This is a genomic window from Vibrio barjaei, from assembly GCF_001639065.2.
Classification (GTDB): Bacteria; Pseudomonadota; Gammaproteobacteria; order Enterobacterales; family Vibrionaceae; genus Vibrio; species Vibrio barjaei.
Genome location: NZ_LQXO02000053.1, coordinates 654,105 through 675,659 on the forward strand (window position 1 = coordinate 654,105; position 21,555 = coordinate 675,659).

A 21,555-nucleotide genomic window follows, 5' to 3' on the forward strand; every position below is an offset into this window, starting at 1 on the left:
CCGATGATTTATCCATCTGCAGGAATCAATACTTTATCGAAGAGACCGAGTTTTTCCAATGTTCGACATATCATTTCTCGTTCAATTAAGTAGTGTTCTAATAAGTCTAAGTTACTCTATCGTTAGCCACATGAGCTTCTCACCACCAACTTGGGCGGGAACACCACGCTTTTGTATGGCTGTTTGTCGCCCTCCATGCGAGACAGAATGATCTCTCCCGCCGCTCGGCCAATTTCTCTCGCTGAGACAGAAATGGAAGTCAGCGCTGGATTGGTATCTGCGGATTCTGCTACATCATCAAAACCCACAACCGCGATGTCTTTGCCCACAGTTTTACCGAGATCTTTAATGGCTCGCATTACGCCAAAAGCAACAATGTCTTGGTAGCCAATAATAGCGGTAATTTCAGGATGCTGCTCCAGTAACTCCCTCGTGACCTTAGCACCCTCAGAACGACTCGCTGAGCAACTTCGAATGTATCGTTCATTGAACGGAATCCCATGTTCCATCAACTTTGACATATAACCCCCGAGACGATGGGATCGCGTCTTCGAGATCTCTAGTCCACCAACGAACGCAATGTGTTTGTGACCTTTTTTGATAAGGTGCTCCGTTGCTAACTGTAAGCCCATGAAGTTATTGGTACCAACGAAATCAAATTGATCTTCTCCAATAGGTCGAACAGCTAGCACTATTGGGAAACCACGACTTTGTACTGTCTCCAAAAAGTCCAAATTAGTTTCCATCGCAGGACACATTACTACACCACCAGCGTTCTGGCTCAACAATGAATCAATGAACTTGCTTTGACGCTCAACGCTCTCTTCAGCATTAGCGAGAAACAGTAGCGAATCTTGCTCTTCAAGATAATGGCTAAGTCCTGCGATCATTTCAGAGAAAAAAGGGTTGGTAATATCAGGTGTGACGAGCCCGACTAGATTACTGCGCTTATGTCGCAAGTTAGCCGCTGCTTGATTGTAAACATAACCAAGCTCCTTAACCGCCTCTAAAACCCGCTCACGAGTAGTCGCCGAGATTCGTCCTTTGTTAGTCAATACCATGGACACAGTCGCGGTGGAAACACCGCAATGCTTAGCCACGTCCGCAATGGTTGCTTTGGCCATGTTGAACTCCAGTAAATGAAATTAGCACCAGTTATAGCGACTTTCTTTTCTGATTAAAACAAGGTTAATCGATTAACCTAATCAACTGTCATTTATCGTCATGATTATGTGATTAACTACAAAATTGCCTCGCCAATTATTGGTTAACAACTGCTAAATGAGTGGTTAAACGCGTTAACCAGTTTGTTAGTTGATTAACTGAGTGATTAGACTGTAGTCAAATGATTAACTCAAGGTGATGTATGAAGTACCTATCTGGTCAATCCAATTATGACAAGTTTCCAAATGTAGAAGTGAAAGGCTTTGACCACGCTGCCGTTCGCGGTTGGGACAGTATCGTTGACACAATTGAACAACGTATTCAGGGCCAAGATAAACATATTTTGGTGATCGACACCTATCATGGTGTCAATCACAATGAACTCCTCGACCAGCTTGTTGCACCGCTCTCCCCCGCTCTTGTGGTGTCAATGGACGATGCGAAATACTCCGAAGAACACATCTTCGCCATGCTAGAACGCAACATTACCGATGATCGAGTATTTGGCGTCATTGCACCGCACAAGCTGGATGAGTTCTTTGACAGCGAAAAGCTACAAGGCTTGAAACAAACGGTTAGTAATGCTGATTCAGGTTTGATCGTTGTTATTGGTCATGGAGCTAGACTGGTCGCTGATGGTGATACCTTTGTTTACGCCGATTTAGCCCGTTGGGAAATTCAGCAACGCTTCCGCCGTGGAGAGCTTGGCAACTGGGGAGCAGAAAACTACAACGAAGACGTCCTGCGTAAATACAAGCGTTCATTCTTTATTGAATGGCGTGTCTTCGACCGATATAAAACTAAGCTGCTGTCAGATGTTGATTTTCTATTAGACACCAACACCGCTTTTGACCCTAAAATGGTCTCTGGCACAGCGTTCAACGCAGGCTTACAACAAGCAACAACTCAACCATTTAGGTTGGTACCTTTCTTTGACCCTGGGGTCTGGGGCGGTCAATGGATGAAAGAAGTCTGCGACCTAGATCAAGACAAGCCAAACTATGCATGGTGTTTTGACTGCGTTCCTGAAGAAAATAGCCTACTGCTTAAATACGGTGACGTTGTTGTCGAGATTCCATCGCAAGACTTGGTATTAACACAACCGCGCGCTCTCTTAGGCGACAGTGTCCATGCACGTTTTGGCGCCGAGTTCCCAATTCGATTCGACTTCCTCGATACCATGCAAGGTCAGCATCTAAGCCTGCAAGTACATCCTCTAACAGAGTACATTCAGAACGAATTTGGGATGCACTATACCCAAGACGAAAGCTATTACATGTTAGACGCTGGAGAAAAAGCCAGTGTGTACCTTGGCACTAAGTCTGGCATCAACCCAGATGAAATGATGGATGATTTATATGCAGCGCAGCGCGGTGAAAAGTCATTCGATGATGAACGCTTTATCAATCAATTCCCAGCGAAAAAGCACGACCATTTCTTAATCCCCGCAGGCACAATTCACTGCTCAGGCTCCGACTCCATGGTGCTTGAAATCAGTGCAACCCCATACATCTTCACTTTCAAACTGTGGGATTGGGATCGTCTAGGGCTTGATGGCCTACCACGACCAGTGCATTTGGATCACGGTAAAGAAGTCATTCAATGGGAACGCAACACGGAATGGTGTCAGGAGCATCTAGTTAACGCCATTACGCCAATCGCAGAAGGTGAAGGCTGGAGAGAAGAGAAAACGGGCTTGCATGAGCGCGAGTTTATCGAGACCCGACGCCACTGGTTCAGCAAACCCGTTCTTCATAAAACTGAGGGAACCGTCAATGTTCTGAACTTAGTAGAAGGTAAAGAGGCAATTATCTTGAGTCCAGACAATAAATTTGAGCCATTTGTTGTTCATTATGCCGAAACCTTCGTTATCCCAGCTCACATAGACGCTTATGTCATCCAACCCTATGGCGAAAGCGAAGGAAAAGAAATTGCCACTATTAAAGCGTTCGTAAGAGGTTAATCATGCTCCATTTTATCGTAGCCAGTCACGGTCCATTAGCCACTGCACTTATCAGCAGTGCCAAAATGGTATTTGGCGAACTCAGTAACACGACTGCGATCTGTCTCACCGAAGAGGGAGGCATCGAGCAATTTAAACGAGATTTCCACCATGAAATCACTGCGATAGCGCCCAATGTCGATGGCATTGTTGTGCTATGCGATTTGGAATGCGGCACGCCTTACAACGTTGCTTGCACTTACGCCTTCAACCCAGATTTCAATCCAAAGGTTGAGGTCGTTACAGGGGTGAATTTCCCAACACTTTTAATGACGGCAGACTTTGTTGAAGAGATGGACGCTTCATACGTTGCAACGACCTTGCAGCAAGAAGCGCTAAAAACGGTTGTCGTTGCCAAGCCAGTAGAGCTGGCACAAGAAGACGATTTTTAAGGAGAAACACTATGGCTATTTCATTTGTGCGTATCGACGACCGCGTTATTCACGGACAGTTAATGACTCGTTGGGCAAAAGAACTTCCTTGTGATGGCATCGTAGCCATTGACGATGCTGTTGCAGCTGACCCATTGCTATCACAAGTCATGAAAGGCGCTGTAACCGACGTTAAAGTTTGGCTATTTGACACGGCGACCGCCGTCAGCAAGCTACCGAAGGTGATCGCCAGCGACAAGAAGTATTTCGTCATCGCGAAATCTCCAGTCACGCTGCGCCGTATTCGCGAAGCGGGTATTAGCCTTGAAAATCTCAATAACAAAATCAACGTTGGCCCAATGAGCGCTAGAGAAGGCACAACGACAATTGGCGGCAACCAATGCGTCAACCAAGAAGAAATCTCTGCATTTAACTACCTCTCAGAAGACGGTCACCACATCGACTTCAGATTGGTTCCTGATGCCAGTTCCTACACCTGGCAAGATGCACAGCAAAAACTGAAATAACAACAAAACAACCTCCACTTTTGACGCGGTTTTTAGCTTCAAAAGTGGAGAGACTAATACGTGAGCTAAAGGATGACATTATGTTTATAGAAGCAGTATTTATCGGGATACTCTGCTATCTCGGTGCCCTCTCCACCCCCTGGTTACTTGGACTAACCGGTGGTTGGTACACTATCACTCGACCACTCGTGTCCGGTATGTTGGTGGGTATCATCTTAGGTGATATTCAAACTGGCATCATGGTTGGTGTAGCGGTACAAGCCGTTTACATCGCAATGGTAACACCTGGCGGCTCCATGCCAGCCGACCTTAACTTCGTCGCCTACCCTGCTGTCGCACTGGGCATCATGTCTGGACAGGGTGTGGAAGTCGCTGTTGCTATCGCCGCAACTATCGGTATCGCAGGCACCATCATCTTCAACTTTATGATGGTCATTAACTCCTACTGGAACCATAAAGCAGATTTAGCCATAGAAGCCGGTGATGAGAAAGGCGTGTACATGAACTCCGCCATTTATCCGCAGGTCACCAACTTCTTGATGCGCTTTATTCCGACCTTTATTGCGGTTTACTTCGGTAACCAATACATCGAAGGGTTTATGGCCAGCCTCCCGGATATGGTGATTAACACTATGACGGTTCTTGGTGGCATCTTACCTGCTGTTGGTATCGCAATTCTGTTAAAGCAGATTATCAAAGAGTCTACGATGCTGATTTATTTCTTAGTCGGTTTCGTTGGCATCGTATTCCTAAACCTCAACATGGTGGGTTTGGTAATGATTGGCGCACTATTCGCTCTACTTCATTACAACTACAAACCAGAACCACAAACAGCTAACGCTGCGCCAGTTCAACAGGCTGATGATGACGAGGATGAATTCTAATGACTGTACAACACAACAAAATTGGTACTGAGATCGAACCAAAGGTCGCACTCGACAAAAAAGATCTTAAGAAATGCTGGCGTGCATGGATGATGTACAACCTATCATCGATGAGTTTTGAACGCTTGGAATCTTTTGGCTTCTGTCTCGGTATGATGCCTGCTTTGAAAAAGCTCTACCCGAATCAAGAAGACCGAAAAGAAGCGATGAAACGCCATGCTTCCTTCTACAACACCGAACCGCAGTTGGGCGCTATCATCAATGGTATGGCTGTGGGTATGGAAGAGAAGAAAGCCAACGGCGAGCCTATTGACGGCGAGACCATCAATACACTCAAAGTCGGTTTGATGGGGCCAGTTGCCGGTATTGGCGATTCCATGATTCCGGGTATGTTAGTACCTATCTTACTCAGTATTGGTATGGCACTAGCCGCTGGCGGTAGCATGCTAGGCCCGATCTTCTACATCGTAGCATTCAACGCCATCGCTATCATCGGCTCTTACCAGCTGTTTATGAAAGGCTACAAGATGGGCGCAGGCTCCGTTGAGATGCTTGTCAGCCACCGTTCAACCAAGATTCGTGAAGCGTTGTCACTATTAGGTGTCTTTGTCATGGGTGGTGTTGCGGCCAGTTACGTCAACTTAGGCACTGGTCTTGAGTTTGCAACCAAAGACGGCGTCGACATTAACGTACAAATGATGCTCGACGGAATCTTCCCTAAACTACTACCATTAGTTGTCGTTTTAGGCACGTGGTTTGCGATGGCGAAAAAAGGTCTTAGCCCAGTAAAAGCAATGCTTTCATTAGTGGTTATCTCTTTCATCGGTGTCGCTATCGGTCTCTTCTAATTTTTCAATACTTAGGGCACTCATTGAGTGCCCTATTCTTTGGAGCAAACCATGGACTCCCTAACCTTTCAAATCGCTCGTTGCCAACACTGGCTCACCCAGCATGCCCTACCTCGGTGGCAAAAAGCACTATCTAATCAAAACGGGATTTTTGCCGAAGGCTTACTTTCCGACGGACAAGAGTTTAGTGACAGTTTACTAAGATTTCGCGTACAACCACGTCAGGTTTACGTCTTCGCGCACGCCACTGAGCTCAATCTAATCGACGGTCGCAACCAAGTTTTAGCGGCCATTGAACAAGGATTTGCACACTTTGGCTCACCATCAACCGGTTATCGTTTCGCGCTGTGCGAAAGCAATGACAGTGAGAGTGAGGCGATCAACCTATACGAACAAGCTTTCGCCCTTCTTGGGTTTGCTTGGCACTACAAACTAGCGGCGGATGAAAGTGCACTAGCCTCAATGGAAGCCATTTATCAATACATCTCAACGCACCTTTGGGATACAGAACAAAGTGGTTTTTTTCTGACTGAAGGCAACGCGGTCAACAAAGGGCAAAACCCTCACATGCATTTGTTCGAAGCGTTAATGGTCAGCTATGAGCATACCGACAACCCCATTTGGCTAGAGCGAGCAACACAAATCTATCAGTTGTTCCAAACTCATTTTATGCAAAGTGACCATTTAGCCGAGTTCTTTCAGGCCGATTTCTCACTTAACGTGGAAACAGGTACCCATATTGACCCTGGTCATCATTATGAATGGATCTGGTTACTCAGCCATTATCAGAAACTGACTAGCGTTGAGGTACAAAAAACCATCGACGTGTTGTTCCACTTTGCACAGCAATATGGACATAACAACAATGGTCTTGTTAAGGATGAGATATACGCCAACGGCAAACCGTTGCGCTCAACATCACGCCTTTGGTGCCAAACCGAATACCTAAAGGCCTGTATTGCACTTTGGGAAAGAGATCCTAGCGAAACTCGCAGAGCCGCAGTCAGTCAAGCGGTTGAACACATCTTCGTTCATTACTTGAATCCAGCGTTGCCAGGGTTATGGGTCGATCAAGTAGATAGCACAGGTCAACCGTTAAATGAACACTCTCCAGCGAGCAGTTTTTATCATCTATTTCTAGCCTTTTCTGAATTACTCAGAATCGCCAATAAGGATTAACATGCATTTATCTATTCCTCCTAGCATCAATTACTTAACTGGTCATATTGATGCAGAAAACGTCGTCTGCAAAGAAACTACACTTGGCTCACTTGAAGGTGTATTTGCTGACGAAACCCAACGTGCCGCAAGTGCACAGGACCAAATTATCTACCAAGTGGAAATGCTACCTGCCCAGCATGCAGAAGGAGAACTAAACTTTGGTGTTTCGCATATTGAGCCCGGTTCTGTAGGTGATGAGTTCCACATGACGAGAGGTCACATCCACCAACGTAAAGAGCAAGCAGAGTTCTATTTCGGTTCGCAGGGTGAGGGTTTATTACTCATGCAAACAGAACAAGGAGAGGTGTCGATTGAGAAAGTGTTCCCAGGCAGCGTGCATCATATTCCAGGCTTTGTCGCCCACCGATTGATCAATACAGGTAACACGCGATTATCTGCGCTTGCAGTTTGGCCTGCTATCGCAGGACATAACTATGATTTTCTAAATGAGGTGGGGTTTAAAGTACGGGTACTAAAAAGTAATGACGGATACCAAATAGTTTCTGAGGAAGAGCAGCAAACCGTTTAACGATAGTGCAAATCCCTTGCACTCATCATTGTTGGTATTACGCATTATCTTCAACCACATAACCCGCATACTCGCGCCACTCAGGAATATCACGAGGGTCACCGAACTGACGGAAGAATCGGACTGAACTTTGTGGCGCCTTACAATCAAGCTGATCTTGGCAGAAATTCGTCAGTTTATAATGGCTTTGATATCCCTCTACCCACGCATCATACGCAAGATGCGATTGTTTCCAAAAAACATGGTCAACTTGACCTTTTGTTGCAAGGAATGGGTAACTTGGCTTGACTTGCTGCGTAGCGTAGACCGCGTGCCCAATAAGATTGAGTAACTTAGAAATGCAATCGGCACCAATGTCTTCGATAGTCAGCGTCTTTATTTTATCAATGTCGTCTCCAACGATAGAGGCAACACGGTTAACAATGAACTCCATATCAATAAGCGGTTGAAGCTCATAAGCGAGCCAATTAAGACGTTCACCTATTTCATCTAAATATTCCTGACGCGTAAACTGTCCTTCTCTTATCGCTTTCGCATATTGCGCAACATTCGGGTTTTTACGAGCCAAATATTCCTGAAGTTCCGGATAGTCGGTCAATGAAGCGTGGTTTTTTGAAAGGACTTCTAGCAGAGCTTCTTGGTTCACTAATAGCTTACCTAGCTCATTTTTAGCATTTTCGTTCATTTTCAATCTCACTTATGATTCGTTGATTATCTTATGGCCGCAATCATACGTTTTCAATCTCTTTTCAGTCTATTTCTATAGCTTTAGTAAAGAGTAGTAATAGGAAAAACAAAGCCCAGCATACGCTGTTACTGAGCTTAGATTTGCGAGCATCAACCAAGTTCGATGAGTTCATTATTGGAAGGTGAACCAGAGAAAAACGCTTGGATGTTGTTCAATGTGGTATCAGCGATATTGTCCAATGCTTCATGGGTTAAGAAGGCTTGATGGCCAGTAAACAGTACATTGTGGCAGGCTGACAGGCGTCTAAACACATCATCAACGATGACATCATTAGATTTATCTTGGAAGAACAGATCTTTTTCGTTGTCGTAAACATCAAGACCAAGCGAGCCTATCTTTCCAGACTTCAGTGCTTCGATAGCCGCAGAGGAGTCCAACAATTCGCCTCGACTGGTATTAATGATCATGACCCCATCTTTCATCAAGCTAAACGCCTGCTCGTTGAGTAAATGATAGTTGTCTTTCGTCATAGGACAGTGCAAAGAAATGATATCACTGGTACGGAATAACTCTTCTTTACTACAGTAGGTTGCTCCCAATTCTAATGCTTGTGGGTTTTCGTAAGGATCGAAACACACCAACTTCATGCCAAATCCTTTGAGAATTTGCATGGTTGCTACACCGATTTTTCCAGTGCCTACAATCCCTGCAGTTTTACCGTGGAGATTAAATCCCACCAAGCCATCTAATGAAAAATTTGCATCACGCGTGCGCTGATAGGCTTTATGAAAACGGCGGTTTAGACACATCATCAAACCTACGGCGTGCTCCGCCACTGCCTCTGGTGAGTACGCTGGAACACGAACTACCTGCAAACCTAACGCCTTTGCCGCGTCTAAATCCACTTTATCGAACCCAGCGCAACGCATCGCAATAAGTTTTACCCCCTCTTGTTGGAGCTTAATCAGCACTTGCTTCGATAAGTCATCATTTACAAAAGCGCACACCACATCACATCCAGCTGCCATCTTGGCCGTTTTTTCGGTCAACCTGAAATCATGAAAATGCATTTCATTGCCAAAGCGTTGGTTCACATTTGAAAATGAATCCTGGTCGTAAGATTTAGAGCTAAAAAAAGCAATCGAAGTCATACTTTCTCTCCCATCGATTATTGTATATCTGTTAGCATACGCCGACTTTTGAGCAATTACACATGACATAAAGTATGGTTAAACTGTTGATGAATTAATAAGTTATGGCTGTAACGTCTATAAAATTCATCCATTTTCCAATACATCTATCATTAGAATCGCCAACTTAGTTTTAAAATTGACAACCAAGTCAATATTTTGACTCTTCGATAAGTTTTTTGATTGCATATCACTGCTTGAGATCCTAGTATTTCGCGAACACCATTCCAAAAAAATAATAGGTGTGAAGTAACAAACGTCAGGAATAACAGGCAGTGACGCAAACAAATAAAAAAACACTCTCCAGCACAACTCAAAGAAGCACACAAACACTAAATAGTACGGATGCTTTAGCCATGATAGAGCATGGCGGGGATGTGACGCTTACCGTGACCACTCCCGTTGGCACCTCGTTTCGTAGTGCAACTAAATTCATTGGTGCTCATTCCGATCATCGCATTCTGTTAGAAATCCCCAATATCGATGAAAGTGACCTTAAGTACTTTTTTCAAGAAGGCTTTTGGTTAATCGTTCGTGCTATCTCTCAGCGTGGAGAAGGTGGGGTGGTTCAGTTCCGCTCTCAACTGCTACATATAGTTGATGAGCCGCTATCACTGCTCATCTTGTCGATTCCCCAATCCATGCAGGTGACTAATCTCCGCAAAGAGCCACGATATGAGGTCAATTTGGGCGCACGTCTTTATACTGGTGATACACAAGTTCGTTGTGAACTTCGTGACATGTCAAAAAGTGGATGTCGATTTATCTTACCAGCCTTAGGGAAGAGCTTGACCGTTGGACAGGAAGTCGCCCTCAAAGTAGCCTCAGGTGGAGACAAAGACCGCTTCTTTCCTGCACTCTCGGGATTAATTTGTAATCAGCAAAAGTCCAGCCACTACACTGGTTACGGAATAAAGTTTGATGAAGAGGGCGAGAAGAACGCAAAAGAGCTGCTCTCTCATCTAAAATTCGATGGTACTAAACTCAAACTACGCGCATAAAAAAGCCAAGTGATAACACTTGGCTTTCTCTTTAATAATGGGCTAACTACTTTCTAAGTGCATTAAGCCTTGCTTGGGCGATACCATAAACGGTATCTATAGGATAACTGCCCTCCAATGACGGTGTACCCGCCTCTTTCCCGGTAAACAGTTCTATCGCTTCTGTTACATGATCAATCGCCCAAATGTTAAATTCACCTTTATCAACCGCTTTCACAATATCAGGTCTTAGCATTAGGTTATGAACATTTGAGCGAGGGATAATGACACCTTGTTCAGAGGTTCTACCTTTAATGGTACAAACATCGAAGAAGCCTTCTATTTTCTCATTCACACCACCAATTGGTTGAGATTCACCGAACTGGTTCATCGACCCAGTGATAGCGATATCTTGTCGATTTGCCTGTCCTGAGAATGCCGACACTACCGCACAAAACTCAGCCATACTCGCACTATCACCATCGACACCACCATAGGACTGCTCAAAGGTGATGGTCGTGGTAAGCGGGACTTTAGCCGTCTTACCAAATACTGAAGACAAGTACGCCGTTAAGATCATCACCCCTTTGGAGTGAATACTGCCACCCAAATCCACGCTGCGTTCAATATCGATAACATCGCCATCGCCGTAAGAGGTCGTCGCAGTAATACGATTAGGTGCGCCAAACATATGATCGCTGGTTGTCAGAACCGAAAGTGCATTCACTTGCCCAATCGCCGAACCTTGGGTATGAATTAGCGTCGTGCCATTTACAAACCCTTCCATCACGTTATCTTGTAAGCGATTGACTCGCATCTGTTGGTATTCCAACGCTTGTTCAACGTGCCCAGCTCGAATCAAATTGGATTTGGCATTACGAGCCACATAGTTTGATTCTCGTAATAGATTCGCAATGTGTGCTGAGTGCAATGACAGTTTGTTTTGATCACCCGATAGACGAGAGCTGTGTTCGATAATACGAGCTATCGCTTTACGGTCACAATGCAACATATTGTTGTCATGAACGATACTGGAAATAAAGCGGGCATAGTGCAGCTCGGAATCTGCGCTCCTCGGCATCTCATCTTCAAAATCAGCAGTTACTTTAAACAACTCACTAAATTCCGGATCGTAGTGTTGCAACAATTGGTAGGTACGATAATCACCAAACAAGATGATCTTAACGTCAAGAGGAATTGGCTGCGGATCAAGCGAAACCGTACCGGTCAGAGTGACTTCTTTCTCTAATGACGTAAAACTTAATTGTCGTGAACGTAAAGCACGCTTCAAACCATCCCAGACATAAGGCTGTTCCAGTACTTTTACCGCATCCATTAACAATACGCCGCCATTAGCACGATGCAGGCTGCCAGCTCGAATCAATGAGAAATCGGTAAATACTGTGCCTTTGTAGGTCGCCGTCTCGATATAGCCGAATAACGAGTGATAATTCGGGTTTTCTTCCACAATGATAGGAAAATCGGAACAAGCCTGCTTAACAATCAAGTTTACCTTGTAGCGACGCGGGAACTTTTTATCAAGGGAGGCCGACGCGATTTCGCCCTGCTCACTGCCCTCTTCTAAGAAAATATCAACGTTTTCACAGATGTCCTTTTGCAACTCTGTAAAGTACTTCTTAATTTCGGTGTAACCGTTGTAGTCTTTTTTGAGCTTTTTAATCAGATGACTGATAACACCAAGCGTCACTTCTTCATTGAGTTTTTGAATATTGTCAGTATAGGTTTCTTCCCAGTCGGTTAGCTCACGAGCCATCCCACGCAGACTCACTTCCAACTCGTCGATCGTTAAACCAAAGCGCTCCTGCTCATCATCGGGCAATTCGGCAAAACTTTCTTCTGTATGTAGCTCCTCCTCGTTCATTGCCACAAACTGGTAGTCACCTTGAGGTGTAATGGTCAGGCTAATACCTTTCTCTTTAGCCTCTTCACTGAGTTTTTGTAACTCAACTTGCTGTTTCTTAGCGAGGTCATTTTTTAGCTTGTCGGCACGACCAAAGTAAAGCTCATTGTCGAACGCCATCGGTATAGCTTTCACTAGCTTTAGGATAAGCTTCTCAACATCTTTCTTGAGTCTTTCGCCGACACCGCAAGGCAATTTCAAGACCTTAGGTGTTCGAGTATCGGCAAAGTTAGCCACATAACACCAATCATATAGGTCACTGCTGTCATGAGGATGACGACTTAAATAACGTAAGATCATCGTACGTTTACCAAGACCATTCTGGCCGATAGCGTAGATGTTGTAGCCTTTCTCTTTAATTGACATCGCAAACTCAACCGCTTTCTGAGCGCGTTCTTGTCCGACGATTTCATCAATTGGTGGAAGTTCTTTGGTGGATTTACAAGGCAGTTTTTCCAGTTCTGCTGCGTGGTATAGCTGTTTTGTTTCTAATCGTTGGATCGCCATAACCAGCTCCTTATCATTTCCTTCTTCACTTCAGTTTAGCCGAATTGGCTTTACAATTTAGTGACTTAGTAAGAAATTACGTTTAAGTGGTCAGTTTTTAGACAAAGCGAAGGTTTATCGTAGAAGTGAAGAGTGCCAGAGCGAGGGCATACTCTGGCACGCAGAGAAGATCTTTAACCAATGAACAACAAGTCCATGGAATGATGCTTGCGGAGTTCAGATTCAGCACCAGAAATTGCGGAGAAGAAGCTATGCTCTTTACCAAATACAACTAGACTCGCGTTCAACTCCTCAATCAGTTCAAGTAAGTGTTTCGTCACATTCCCTTCCGTCATATGAATGGCACGAATGGGATAATTCGTTCCCTTAGCAAGCGCCATAAGCTCTTCAAATTTACGAAACTGTTCAGAGTCATGAAAAGACGCCAACTCGACTTCAAGGTCATTAAAACTGTTATTGCCGATTCCTGGCTCAACATACACAACATGTAAATCGGCGTTGTTTTGCTCTGCAATAACACCAGTTTTCACCAATAGTCGGTGAGAACGTTCATCCGCAGGATCAAGCGCTAAAAGAATAGTTTGATATAGCATGGTTTCGTCCCGTTAAGATACCTACCTATAATTTCGGTCTTAACACAACAAAACTCAAGATATTAGTGAATTAATTCCAGCAAGATAAGTTTACGTATTCACTTAGGTTTCTTTGCTAGGCTGACATTCCAGACGATACAAGCGATACACTGTAGTCGATAATACGATGGCATTGAATGTGTCGTTTAGCATCCCACCGTAAGAACCCACTATCACCGCGTTAACCAGCCAAATGAGCGTGCATAGTAAAAACGCCAATCGCATTTTCAAACCCTGTCCAAGAAATAGCGCCCAACAACTCAACGAGGAAGCCAGCCAAGGGAGAATGTCCTTAGCTTCCGTGTAATAGGTAATGGTCATAGCGGTTTGGATAGCCATAAACAACCAAAACATAGGCGCGCCTTTAAACCTCAAAGAGACAAATGCACGCACTGAATTGATCAATAGATTAATGGCAGCGACCACGGCCCCCATAAAAAAGTAATGGGTTGAAAACAACAAGCAAGAGCAACAAATAAGGGCTCGCATTCTATTGTCGTTTACCGTGCTCCCTGCCAACAAGTTGACGCCAAACGCCATAAACCCTATTGCTTGTATTAGTTCACTGCTCACGTAGCACTCATTATTTGTTATTAGTAAAGTACTATTATGTCACTAGTTTTAGAGCGGTATTGTGATAAACAACTAGGCATTATCTAATCTTTACATTTCAAACGGGCTGGATCCTTTCTGTTGTATATAACGCAGGCATCTAAAATGGCTATTGGTGTGCAAATTTGATTCTGAAAGCGGGTTGTTGATCAATTGGGTACTGTGACCCCGATAAAAGCTCACGTTGCCATTTTGTTCCGTTTTTTCCAGATAGATATCCCGTAAAAAGCATTCAAGACTGGATTCGTGGACCAACACATGAAGCTCACAACCAATGCAAAGCTCTAGAATGGTTTTGGTCAAACGCATGCGAACGTCTCCCGATAGAGCCCCGTAGCTGGCAAGGGAAAATACCCCATTTTCAATGGAGAAAATCGCATGCCCAATAATGGCCCCCCCATGCAATAGTCGCAATACTTGAGGTCGCTGAATGTTCATCTGCTTCAGTACACGCTCAATAGGCAACGAGAATATTTTTGAGTGACCTTGGGAAATAATTTGGCGACTGCTATCGTCTAACATGTCCCAATGCATTATCACTTGGTTATCGATCGAAAAATTATAGAGGCACTGCTGGTTCAACAGATTGTCTTTATTTTTAAGTGCTTTTGAAATAATCGCTATTTCAGTTTCCTCATAAACATAGTCTTCAGAGAAAAAGCTAGCGATACCAATTCGTCTTAATAGAGATGGCTCAACATTTCCCCTTTCCCAATGGCTAATCATACTCTGGCTCACATTCTGATATAGCTTATGAGACGTAGATAATTGGTCGGTTAACTCTGTTTGGGATAATTTACATTGCTTTCTGAAGTACCGCATCGCCTCGGAAAATGTTTGGCGGCTAAACGAATTCATATAACCTCGAATCATTATTATTAGATTTATTAGTAATAAATAAAGCTCACACTAAGCCACATTCATCAAAGTGATGTTTGCCGCTAGCTGATCAGATCTTTTTGTTGTTCGTTTTATTCGTCATCGTGATGCGTTGGTCAACGACCTTTTGCACCCAATCATCTTTCAATAAGAAGCAGACAAATAAACTTTTTTACCCTAGCATTTAACCTACCATTTACTCCTAAAATCACATCAGTTATGTTGTTTGTTATGCAAGATTGATGTGATGGGTTTAATACATGGAAAAGTTTGTGGCAGCGTCCAAGTTCGCCTTTTCGATTGCTTTGATTATGATGGCAGCGTCCATCTATAACTTTACGCAGGAAGCGAGACAGCTCAGACTCGAACTTCCAACACTACTGGCACAAGTTGACTCGACTGCTCAGAAAATCACACCAGTCATTCAAGAAATAAAAAATATCCAAGAAATTGTGCCTCAAATTCTGGCTCAAAGTGAAGAGTACCAGAGACTCATTCCAGAAGTCCTAAAACGAATCGACGACGTAAATCAGCAAGTTCCGGTTATTGTCACTGAAGTCGCTCAAGTGCGTGAAGCCATTCCACCCATTCTCAATGAAACTCAAAAATGGCATCAGTCTGTGCCAGATATTTTGGCAGAGGTGGATAAAACCAATACAACGGTTCGCCAAACCAACCAGCAAATCGCCGCGACAAATAAACAAATTCCGCTCATTTTGTCGGAAAGTGCAGCTCTTAGAAAAGAAGTACCTGATATTATTACGCAAGCAGAAGGTCTTGTTCAGCAAGCTGAACAGGCAGGAAGGGAAGCGAGTAAAGGTGCAGTCTCCGGTGTCATTGGCGGCATTTTAAGCTCCCCATTTCAATTGGTCGACAAAATAACCGAAGTGTCTGCCGATACTTTCGGGCTGAAAGAAAACGACAGTTACACCAAGAAGGATAGAGAGCTTCATAAGGAGGCAGTCGAAGCCTTAGTTAAGAGTCCAAAATCAGGCAAATCGAAAACATGGAGTAACCGCTCCTCCGGTAATTCGGGCGTTGTCAGTATTCAATCTATGAAGGACTTGAGTGAATCGCGCTGCTTCTCCATACTGAGTCGACTGACCATTGCCTCTGGCCCAGATAAAGGCACACATAGCGTAACAACAGATAAGTGTATAAAACTCTAGGAAGTACCGTGACAGACATTAAATACATACTTGATGATAATGTAGACGACTCCATCAACCAACAATTGATAGCGTTATTAAGTCGCTGTTTTACAAAGCCAAGCGATGAACGTTTTAAAGTACAACGCTACTACAATGAAATGCCACAACACCGCTGGTATATCGAGTCACCATCGGGAGACGCCATCATTGCCCATCTAGCAGTACATGAGAAAACCGTTCTTCTTCGCTCACAACAAGCCTTGATTGGCGGTGTTGCTGAGGTGTGTGTGCATCCGGATTATCGAGGTCATGGGTATGTGAAGTTGTTGTTGAAACAGGCACATAACTGGATGGCGCAGCAAGGCTATGTCTACTCGGTATTATTTGGGAGAGACGAAGTATACAGCTCTAGCGGCTATGAACGCGTCACTAATCTTTACTTAGTTGGAGAAGAGGTTCCACCACGTGCAACTTCAGTCTCCGCCATGGTCACCTCGCTTACAGATAAAAAGTGGCCGCACTTCAAAGTTGAACTAAAAGGTTTAGCATTTTAGTTCTCAAAAGATTTGAGCATAATTATGCTTAACGCTTAAACAAGATAACCTCTGTCACTAACTCGTGTGCGGCTACTTGTTCAGGATTATTGATGTAACGCTCGATACCTAATGGCTTACGCTTCACTTTGACTTTCTGATGCCGTGAAGCATTCATTGCCATCGACCACGCATTGCCAAGAAATTGATACTCTCCAGTGTGCTTAACGACATATGTGTCACAAGCCTTTATCTGGCCACTTAAAAATGGCTCTGGGACGCTCAATTGACGTTCTATTGGGACGCAGGTGATAAACTCAAAAAACTGAGTCTCCATTTTCATACTTTGATAATAACTAAACAGTGCGCCGGTTGCTGGAATATGTTTTTCTTCGATGAGCACCAAAAGCTTTTCAATATGTTCTCGCATAATTGGCCCTATTTCGTTTATCGCCCCACTCCCACGTAAGCCAATGTAATCTACGTTATCTTGTTGTCGCTCGCCAATCAGTAACAGCTCAGAGTTGACTTGCCCAACTTCCAGTTTGGCTTTGAGCATTTTCAAGCCTCGGTCATAATCCATACCTATCATGGTTTTGAAAAGACCTTTGAGAAAAAACAGATACCAGGGCACTTGGCTTGTCATCGTCCAACTAACTTCGCTTCTTACCCCCATTTGAACAGCTTGAAACGAAACGTGCGCCTCTGATTTGAACGGTTTGAAAAAGCGTAAATGCATCTCTAATTGATGTGACGTTCGCTTCATCAGAGTCATTTCGCCTGAGCCCACTAAGTCACCTTTCCAACTGTACCCGTCACCAATATTTCCCTGCTCTCCTCGATAATTCAACTTGCACTCGCGCTCCATAATGAGCCAAGGTGACCATTCAGGCCAATTTCTATAGTCCGCTAAAAACTCAATTACGTGATCTGCCGTGGACTCTATGTCGATTCGTTTTTCTACGGTGTAGTTCAACATGGTTAAGAAGATCCTATCTTTTTTTATCAATAGTTTAGTCACGATTAATCTAATACGCGAACTCAGCAATTAAGAGGTTTAACAGAAACTTGAAACGGGTATTAGTGATCGATAGAAAACTCAACACGTAACAGAGCTCTGCGTATATGAACAAACAAGGAATGCAACTATGAAATACCTTATATCCCGTGTGATCACCTTTTTTTCTGTGCTTCTGTTTTCATTTTCGGCTAGTGCAGGACATCATGGAAAGGACATTGTCGACGTCGCCTCTGAAAACGGCTCGTTCACCACTCTCGTTGCGGCGGTTCAAGCAGCAGGATTAGTCGATACACTCAAAGGCCAAGGTCCATTCACTGTCTTCGCTCCAACCGACGAAGCCTTTGCTAAATTGCCGGCAGGTACCGTTGAAAGCTTGTTAAAGCCAGAAAACAAAGACAAGTTAGTCGCGATACTCACTTATCATGTCGTTCCGGGTAAAGTGATGGCCGCTGACGTCATGGGGCTCGAAAAAGCAACTACCGTTCAAGGGCAAGACATTATGATTACCAAAAAAGATGGGAAGGTAATGGTAGACAATGCAACGGTTGTGGCTACCGACGTGATGGCGAAGAATGGTGTAATTCACGTCATAGATACGGTGATAATGCCGAAATAAAATCAGATTACCTTTGAGTAGGTGATCGGAACAACGACCACCTACTTTTGGATTCCTCTCGACAAGTCAGCGCGCTAATTGGCTCTTGAAGGAATTAAGTTGAGCATTGAAGTAATGATTCTTTCCATTTCATGTTGCTGACTTGGGTCATCAATGCGACCCTCAGTAGGCCCTTGCGCTAACACTCGCCAACGTGGGAAATCGCCAACCGGGGCAAAAGCCGCGACGTAGACACTGCCTTTCTCACCTTCCTCACCAGGTTCCGCATCAACCTTTATACCAGTTGATATTTGGGTCGATTCAAAGATTTCCTGGTCATTCATACCAGACTCCGTCGCAATCCCGAAATCCATGAACATATTAGGGCGTTGAGAAGAGGAAACTTGAATATAGCCCTTGCTGGCAAGTTCGTTATCAATAAGATGTTTAATGACTTTGAGATACTTTTCACCATCAACATTATCCGATACTCTTGCCACCGCAGAGTCCGGTCTCCACGCGTAAGTTGCAACACCTTGGGCTGGCAGGAAAGAGAAATCGCCAGTGGTAGCAATACCATAGGATAAATTGGGTTGCGGTGAGATCGCAGTAGTTGTACAACCAACAAGTGCTAATCCAGCAATCAGTAATAGGGATAGTTTCTTCGTCATCTCGTCACTCTTCTATTCGCCTTTCCGTTACAATACTAAATGACTCTATAAAGAATGACACCGTTTTTCACACATTAACGATGAGTTTTCTACTCAAATACAGCGCGATACGAGATTCCTTCCAATCGCTTTCTCAGGCCTTGTGCCGTGCCTTGGTTATCGTCAAAATTGGAGAGTACGCGCTCTAAATCAAAACCCTCCCCATAATAGGCCTTGTTAAGTTCATCATTTAATGACAGTTGAAACGTATCGATACTGCCACCAAAATAAAGCCCTTTGTTTTCAGATACCATCATGGCACTGATTCCACTCGTTCCACCAATCACTTTACCACTGACACCTTTACCAATAGTCAGGTCTGCCGTTCCCCCTAATTTGACTGGTTGATGCTGTAGTGTGGACAGCACATCATTTGAAAGCACAATACCTACGCCACTGAGAGACTGAGCTCCGGCCAAAAGCCCAAACATAAAGCTGTTGAAATTGATAAAAACAGGCTGACTCCAATGGTGTGCTTGTCTGGTCATTAATATGCCCTGACCTCTCTGCATGCCTAGTAAAAAACCGCCTTGTCCACCGGAAGGGAAAATCACGATGGCTTTAGCAACACCAGTGAGATTTTTAACCGAGTCCCAATGAGATGTTGAGTCGAACTGGTCAATTATCTCGGCAGAATCAACAATGATAGCGTGAGCTTGGCGAAAAGATTGACTATCTGATGATTCAATAGCATACGCCTCGGCCGGTATCACCAAAACTAACAGGACGAAGGAAAGTAACACTGTTCGAGTGCGATGAGTTAACGACATATAAGCAAACCCAAGTAGAAGTATGGATGAGAATTGTAGCAAAAAAAGGTGACACCAATGGCGTCACCTATTAAAAATTCAGATACGTTAAATATAATTACTTGTGAGCGACTGCCATCAGCACTTTTCGTACACCTTTGCCCGTGTCGATCTCAAATGGTGTCGTAACGTCAACTTTATCAAAGCCGGCATTAAGCAATGTGTCTTTTGCTCGTTTCAGTGTCAAACCATAATCTTGGTCGTCTGTCTCTGTCACCCAATCCCAATGAACAAATAAACCGTATTCATCAAGCAGCGTGTAAATGATATTAACCGTTTCTTGAAGGTTATCTAAAAAGCCGCATACCGAAGACGCGACGACCAGATCAAACTGATTACGAAACGCTGGATGCTGAGCAACCAAACCGCGAGTTAAAAGGTCAACAACCGGCTCAACATTTTCCAAGCCTTTCTTGTCTAACTCTTCGATCATCGCCTCAGAGCCATCCAATGCAACAATTTCTTTGGTCTCAGGAGACATCAGTTGGCTTAATAGACCCGTTCCACAGCCAAAATCTAATACCGATTTACGCTTAAGTGACGTGAGTTCAGTTAACTCTTTGAAGCAGGCTTGAGCAAAGGTTGCCGTTGCTTCGTTGTTTTCCCATGTCGCGGCGTACTCATCCCACTCGTTAGACATAGTTCACTCCATTATTTCTACTAGTACCACGATATCTCAGGCACCAAACTTTAATCCTTAATAACTAGGCATAGATTAAACCAGAACACCAATCAATTCCTAGTGTTATCTTCGTATTCTTTGGCACACATGCTATGATTTTTGTTCCGTTAAGTAACAGGTAGTTTCACCGCTATGTCGATAAATCTTTCTCAAATAGAGGCATTTTGTGCAGTGGCAGACACTGGTTCAGTCTCTGAGGCTGCAAGAGTTCTAGACTGCAACAGAACTAAACTTAGCATGGCAATCAAAGCACTAGAGAAAGATCTCGATACCGAACTGTTTGTGCGTACGGGCAACAACGTCTCTTTGTCTGAGACGGGTAAAGCGATCTACAAAGACTGTGAGAATTTACTGATTACTTCGGCGCGTATTCGTCAGACCTGCGCTCAAGTCTCCGGTGATTTTGCCACCGAGTTGCGCATTGCGCACGATGACTCCATACCAGATACCTTGTGGCGTGACCTCTCAATCCACTTAAATCAGCAATTCCCCGCCATCTCTTTCAATGTGGTTCTGGTTTCTTCAGGAGACCTAGCCGACATTGTTGAGAAGAAACAGGTAGATTTCGCATTTGGTGTTGATTTCGAGCGCGTTGAAAACCCTCGTTTGGCCTATCAGCCATTGGGTAAAATCCGCATGATGTCAGTATGTCGTTCCGATAATAAGCTTTCCAAACTGCCTCGAGTCTCTGATGAAGTTCTACGCGACTCTATGCAGGTTTCCCTCGCTTACCTCAATCATCGCGATAACCCAGAACTATTGCCTTTCTCACTAAAGTACATTGGATTTTCTAGTTTTGAATTTATGTTGAAAACGATTCTATCCGAGGGAGCTTGGGGTGTACTACCAGAGCCACTGATAAGACAACATCTAAGAGAACAAGAGCTCTCTGTCATCAAACACACTTATGGTCTAACACAAGAAGATTATTGCATGTTCACTTCAGCAGGTATGTCCGAACATCCAGCGATGATTTGGCTAGCTGACCAAGTCAGTGACTACTTGTTTGCTTTCTAAACTGGGCACCATCAGTGAGTGTCAATAATTTTGTCACAAAAACATATCCTAATACATTGATTTTCATGAAATTAATTCACAC

23 protein-coding genes are annotated in these 21,555 nt (G+C 44.0%); 12 read left to right on the plus strand and 11 right to left on the minus strand.

Features of this window, described 5'->3' with window-relative positions; translation table 11 throughout:
* Positions 1–122 precede the first annotated feature (122 nt).
* Positions 123–1,124, minus strand: a complete 1,002-nt coding sequence (locus tag AWH66_RS23505; RefSeq protein WP_063603210.1) for a LacI family DNA-binding transcriptional regulator — start codon at positions 1,122–1,124, stop codon at positions 123–125.
* A gap of 242 nt (positions 1,125–1,366) precedes the next feature.
* Between AWH66_RS23505 and AWH66_RS23510 the strand changes: the two genes are divergently transcribed.
* From AWH66_RS23510 to AWH66_RS23540, 7 genes are all read left to right on the plus strand, one after another.
* Positions 1,367–3,127: a class I mannose-6-phosphate isomerase gene (locus AWH66_RS23510; RefSeq protein WP_063603209.1), complete on the plus strand. Its 1,761-nt coding sequence runs from the start codon at positions 1,367–1,369 to the stop codon at positions 3,125–3,127.
* A gap of 2 nt (positions 3,128–3,129) precedes the next feature.
* Positions 3,130–3,558: a PTS sugar transporter subunit IIA gene (locus AWH66_RS23515; protein ID WP_063603208.1), complete on the plus strand. Its 429-nt coding sequence runs from the start codon at positions 3,130–3,132 to the stop codon at positions 3,556–3,558.
* Positions 3,559–3,569: 11 nt separating this feature from the next.
* The gene (locus tag AWH66_RS23520) at positions 3,570–4,064 is read left to right on the plus strand and encodes a PTS sugar transporter subunit IIB (RefSeq protein ID WP_063603207.1); all 495 of its coding nucleotides are present in this window, start codon (positions 3,570–3,572) and stop codon (positions 4,062–4,064) included.
* Positions 4,065–4,144: 80 nt separating this feature from the next.
* On the plus strand, positions 4,145–4,948 hold the full coding sequence (locus AWH66_RS23525; RefSeq protein ID WP_006069165.1) for a PTS mannose/fructose/sorbose/N-acetylgalactosamine transporter subunit IIC: 804 nt from the start codon (positions 4,145–4,147) through the stop codon (positions 4,946–4,948).
* Positions 4,948–5,796, plus strand: a complete 849-nt coding sequence (locus AWH66_RS23530; protein WP_006069166.1) for a PTS system mannose/fructose/sorbose family transporter subunit IID — start codon at positions 4,948–4,950, stop codon at positions 5,794–5,796. Before AWH66_RS23525 ends, AWH66_RS23530 begins: the two co-directional genes overlap by 1 nt.
* Positions 5,797–5,847: 51 nt before the next feature.
* Entirely contained in the window at positions 5,848–6,975 is a 1,128-nt protein-coding gene (locus AWH66_RS23535; RefSeq protein ID WP_063603206.1) for an AGE family epimerase/isomerase, read from the plus strand.
* A gap of 1 nt (position 6,976) precedes the next feature.
* Positions 6,977–7,546, plus strand: a complete 570-nt coding sequence (locus AWH66_RS23540; RefSeq protein ID WP_083400119.1) for a glucose-6-phosphate isomerase family protein — start codon at positions 6,977–6,979, stop codon at positions 7,544–7,546.
* 37 nt (positions 7,547–7,583) lie between these two features.
* On the opposite strand, the gene AWH66_RS23545 is transcribed toward AWH66_RS23540, so the two are convergent.
* Both AWH66_RS23545 and AWH66_RS23550 read right to left on the minus strand, forming a co-directional pair.
* Positions 7,584–8,231, minus strand: coding sequence for a hypothetical protein (locus tag AWH66_RS23545; RefSeq protein ID WP_063603204.1), 648 nt, complete (start codon positions 8,229–8,231; stop codon positions 7,584–7,586).
* A 152-nt stretch (positions 8,232–8,383) separates the two neighbouring features.
* Positions 8,384–9,385, minus strand: coding sequence for a 2-hydroxyacid dehydrogenase (locus tag AWH66_RS23550; protein WP_063603203.1), 1,002 nt, complete (start codon positions 9,383–9,385; stop codon positions 8,384–8,386).
* A 395-nt stretch (positions 9,386–9,780) separates the two neighbouring features.
* Between AWH66_RS23550 and AWH66_RS23555 the strand changes: the two genes are divergently transcribed.
* Positions 9,781–10,425, plus strand: a complete 645-nt coding sequence (locus AWH66_RS23555; protein WP_240206435.1) for a flagellar brake protein — start codon at positions 9,781–9,783, stop codon at positions 10,423–10,425.
* A gap of 46 nt (positions 10,426–10,471) precedes the next feature.
* Here the strand turns inward: AWH66_RS23555 and AWH66_RS23560 are convergent, their stop codons facing one another.
* The 4 genes from AWH66_RS23560 to AWH66_RS23575 all read right to left on the minus strand — a co-directional run bounded on the left by AWH66_RS23560 (position 10,472) and on the right by AWH66_RS23575 (position 14,802).
* The gene (locus tag AWH66_RS23560; RefSeq protein ID WP_063603201.1) at positions 10,472–12,832 is read right to left on the minus strand and encodes a Lon protease family protein; all 2,361 of its coding nucleotides are present in this window, start codon (positions 12,830–12,832) and stop codon (positions 10,472–10,474) included.
* A gap of 173 nt (positions 12,833–13,005) precedes the next feature.
* Positions 13,006–13,425 carry a universal stress protein gene (locus AWH66_RS23565; protein ID WP_063603200.1) on the minus strand — a complete coding sequence of 140 codons (420 nt, stop codon included), beginning with the start codon at positions 13,423–13,425 and terminating at the stop codon, positions 13,006–13,008.
* 102 nt (positions 13,426–13,527) lie between these two features.
* Positions 13,528–14,037, minus strand: a complete 510-nt coding sequence (locus AWH66_RS23570) for a YgjV family protein (RefSeq protein WP_083400120.1) — start codon at positions 14,035–14,037, stop codon at positions 13,528–13,530.
* Between the two features lie 90 nt (positions 14,038–14,127).
* Positions 14,128–14,802, minus strand: coding sequence for a hypothetical protein (locus tag AWH66_RS23575; RefSeq protein WP_143081569.1), 675 nt, complete (start codon positions 14,800–14,802; stop codon positions 14,128–14,130).
* 413 nt (positions 14,803–15,215) lie between these two features.
* Between AWH66_RS23575 and AWH66_RS23580 the strand changes: the two genes are divergently transcribed.
* A complete protein-coding gene (locus tag AWH66_RS23580) occupies positions 15,216–16,124 on the plus strand; it encodes a hypothetical protein (protein WP_240495654.1) in 909 nt (302 codons plus the stop codon).
* Between the two features lie 8 nt (positions 16,125–16,132).
* The gene (locus AWH66_RS23585) at positions 16,133–16,660 is read left to right on the plus strand and encodes a GNAT family N-acetyltransferase (RefSeq protein ID WP_167360985.1); all 528 of its coding nucleotides are present in this window, start codon (positions 16,133–16,135) and stop codon (positions 16,658–16,660) included.
* Positions 16,661–16,688: 28 nt separating this feature from the next.
* Here AWH66_RS23585 and AWH66_RS23590 read toward each other — a convergent pair whose 3' ends face one another.
* Positions 16,689–17,618, minus strand: a complete 930-nt coding sequence (locus AWH66_RS23590) for an SRPBCC family protein (RefSeq protein WP_063603198.1) — start codon at positions 17,616–17,618, stop codon at positions 16,689–16,691.
* A gap of 169 nt (positions 17,619–17,787) precedes the next feature.
* Between AWH66_RS23590 and AWH66_RS23595 the strand changes: the two genes are divergently transcribed.
* Positions 17,788–18,276: a fasciclin domain-containing protein gene (locus AWH66_RS23595; protein WP_063603197.1), complete on the plus strand. Its 489-nt coding sequence runs from the start codon at positions 17,788–17,790 to the stop codon at positions 18,274–18,276.
* A 74-nt stretch (positions 18,277–18,350) separates the two neighbouring features.
* Here the strand turns inward: AWH66_RS23595 and AWH66_RS23600 are convergent, their stop codons facing one another.
* The 3 genes from AWH66_RS23600 to AWH66_RS23610 all read right to left on the minus strand — a co-directional run bounded on the left by AWH66_RS23600 (position 18,351) and on the right by AWH66_RS23610 (position 20,414).
* Positions 18,351–18,926, minus strand: coding sequence for a hypothetical protein (locus tag AWH66_RS23600; RefSeq protein ID WP_063603196.1), 576 nt, complete (start codon positions 18,924–18,926; stop codon positions 18,351–18,353).
* Between the two features lie 89 nt (positions 18,927–19,015).
* Positions 19,016–19,735, minus strand: a complete 720-nt coding sequence (locus AWH66_RS23605; RefSeq protein ID WP_063603195.1) for a lipid-binding SYLF domain-containing protein — start codon at positions 19,733–19,735, stop codon at positions 19,016–19,018.
* A gap of 97 nt (positions 19,736–19,832) precedes the next feature.
* Positions 19,833–20,414, minus strand: coding sequence for a class I SAM-dependent DNA methyltransferase (locus AWH66_RS23610; RefSeq protein ID WP_063603194.1), 582 nt, complete (start codon positions 20,412–20,414; stop codon positions 19,833–19,835).
* A gap of 180 nt (positions 20,415–20,594) precedes the next feature.
* Here AWH66_RS23610 and AWH66_RS23615 point away from each other — a divergent pair, with 180 nt between their 5' ends.
* The gene (locus tag AWH66_RS23615; protein WP_063603707.1) at positions 20,595–21,473 is read left to right on the plus strand and encodes a LysR family transcriptional regulator; all 879 of its coding nucleotides are present in this window, start codon (positions 20,595–20,597) and stop codon (positions 21,471–21,473) included.
* Positions 21,474–21,555 lie beyond the last annotated feature (82 nt).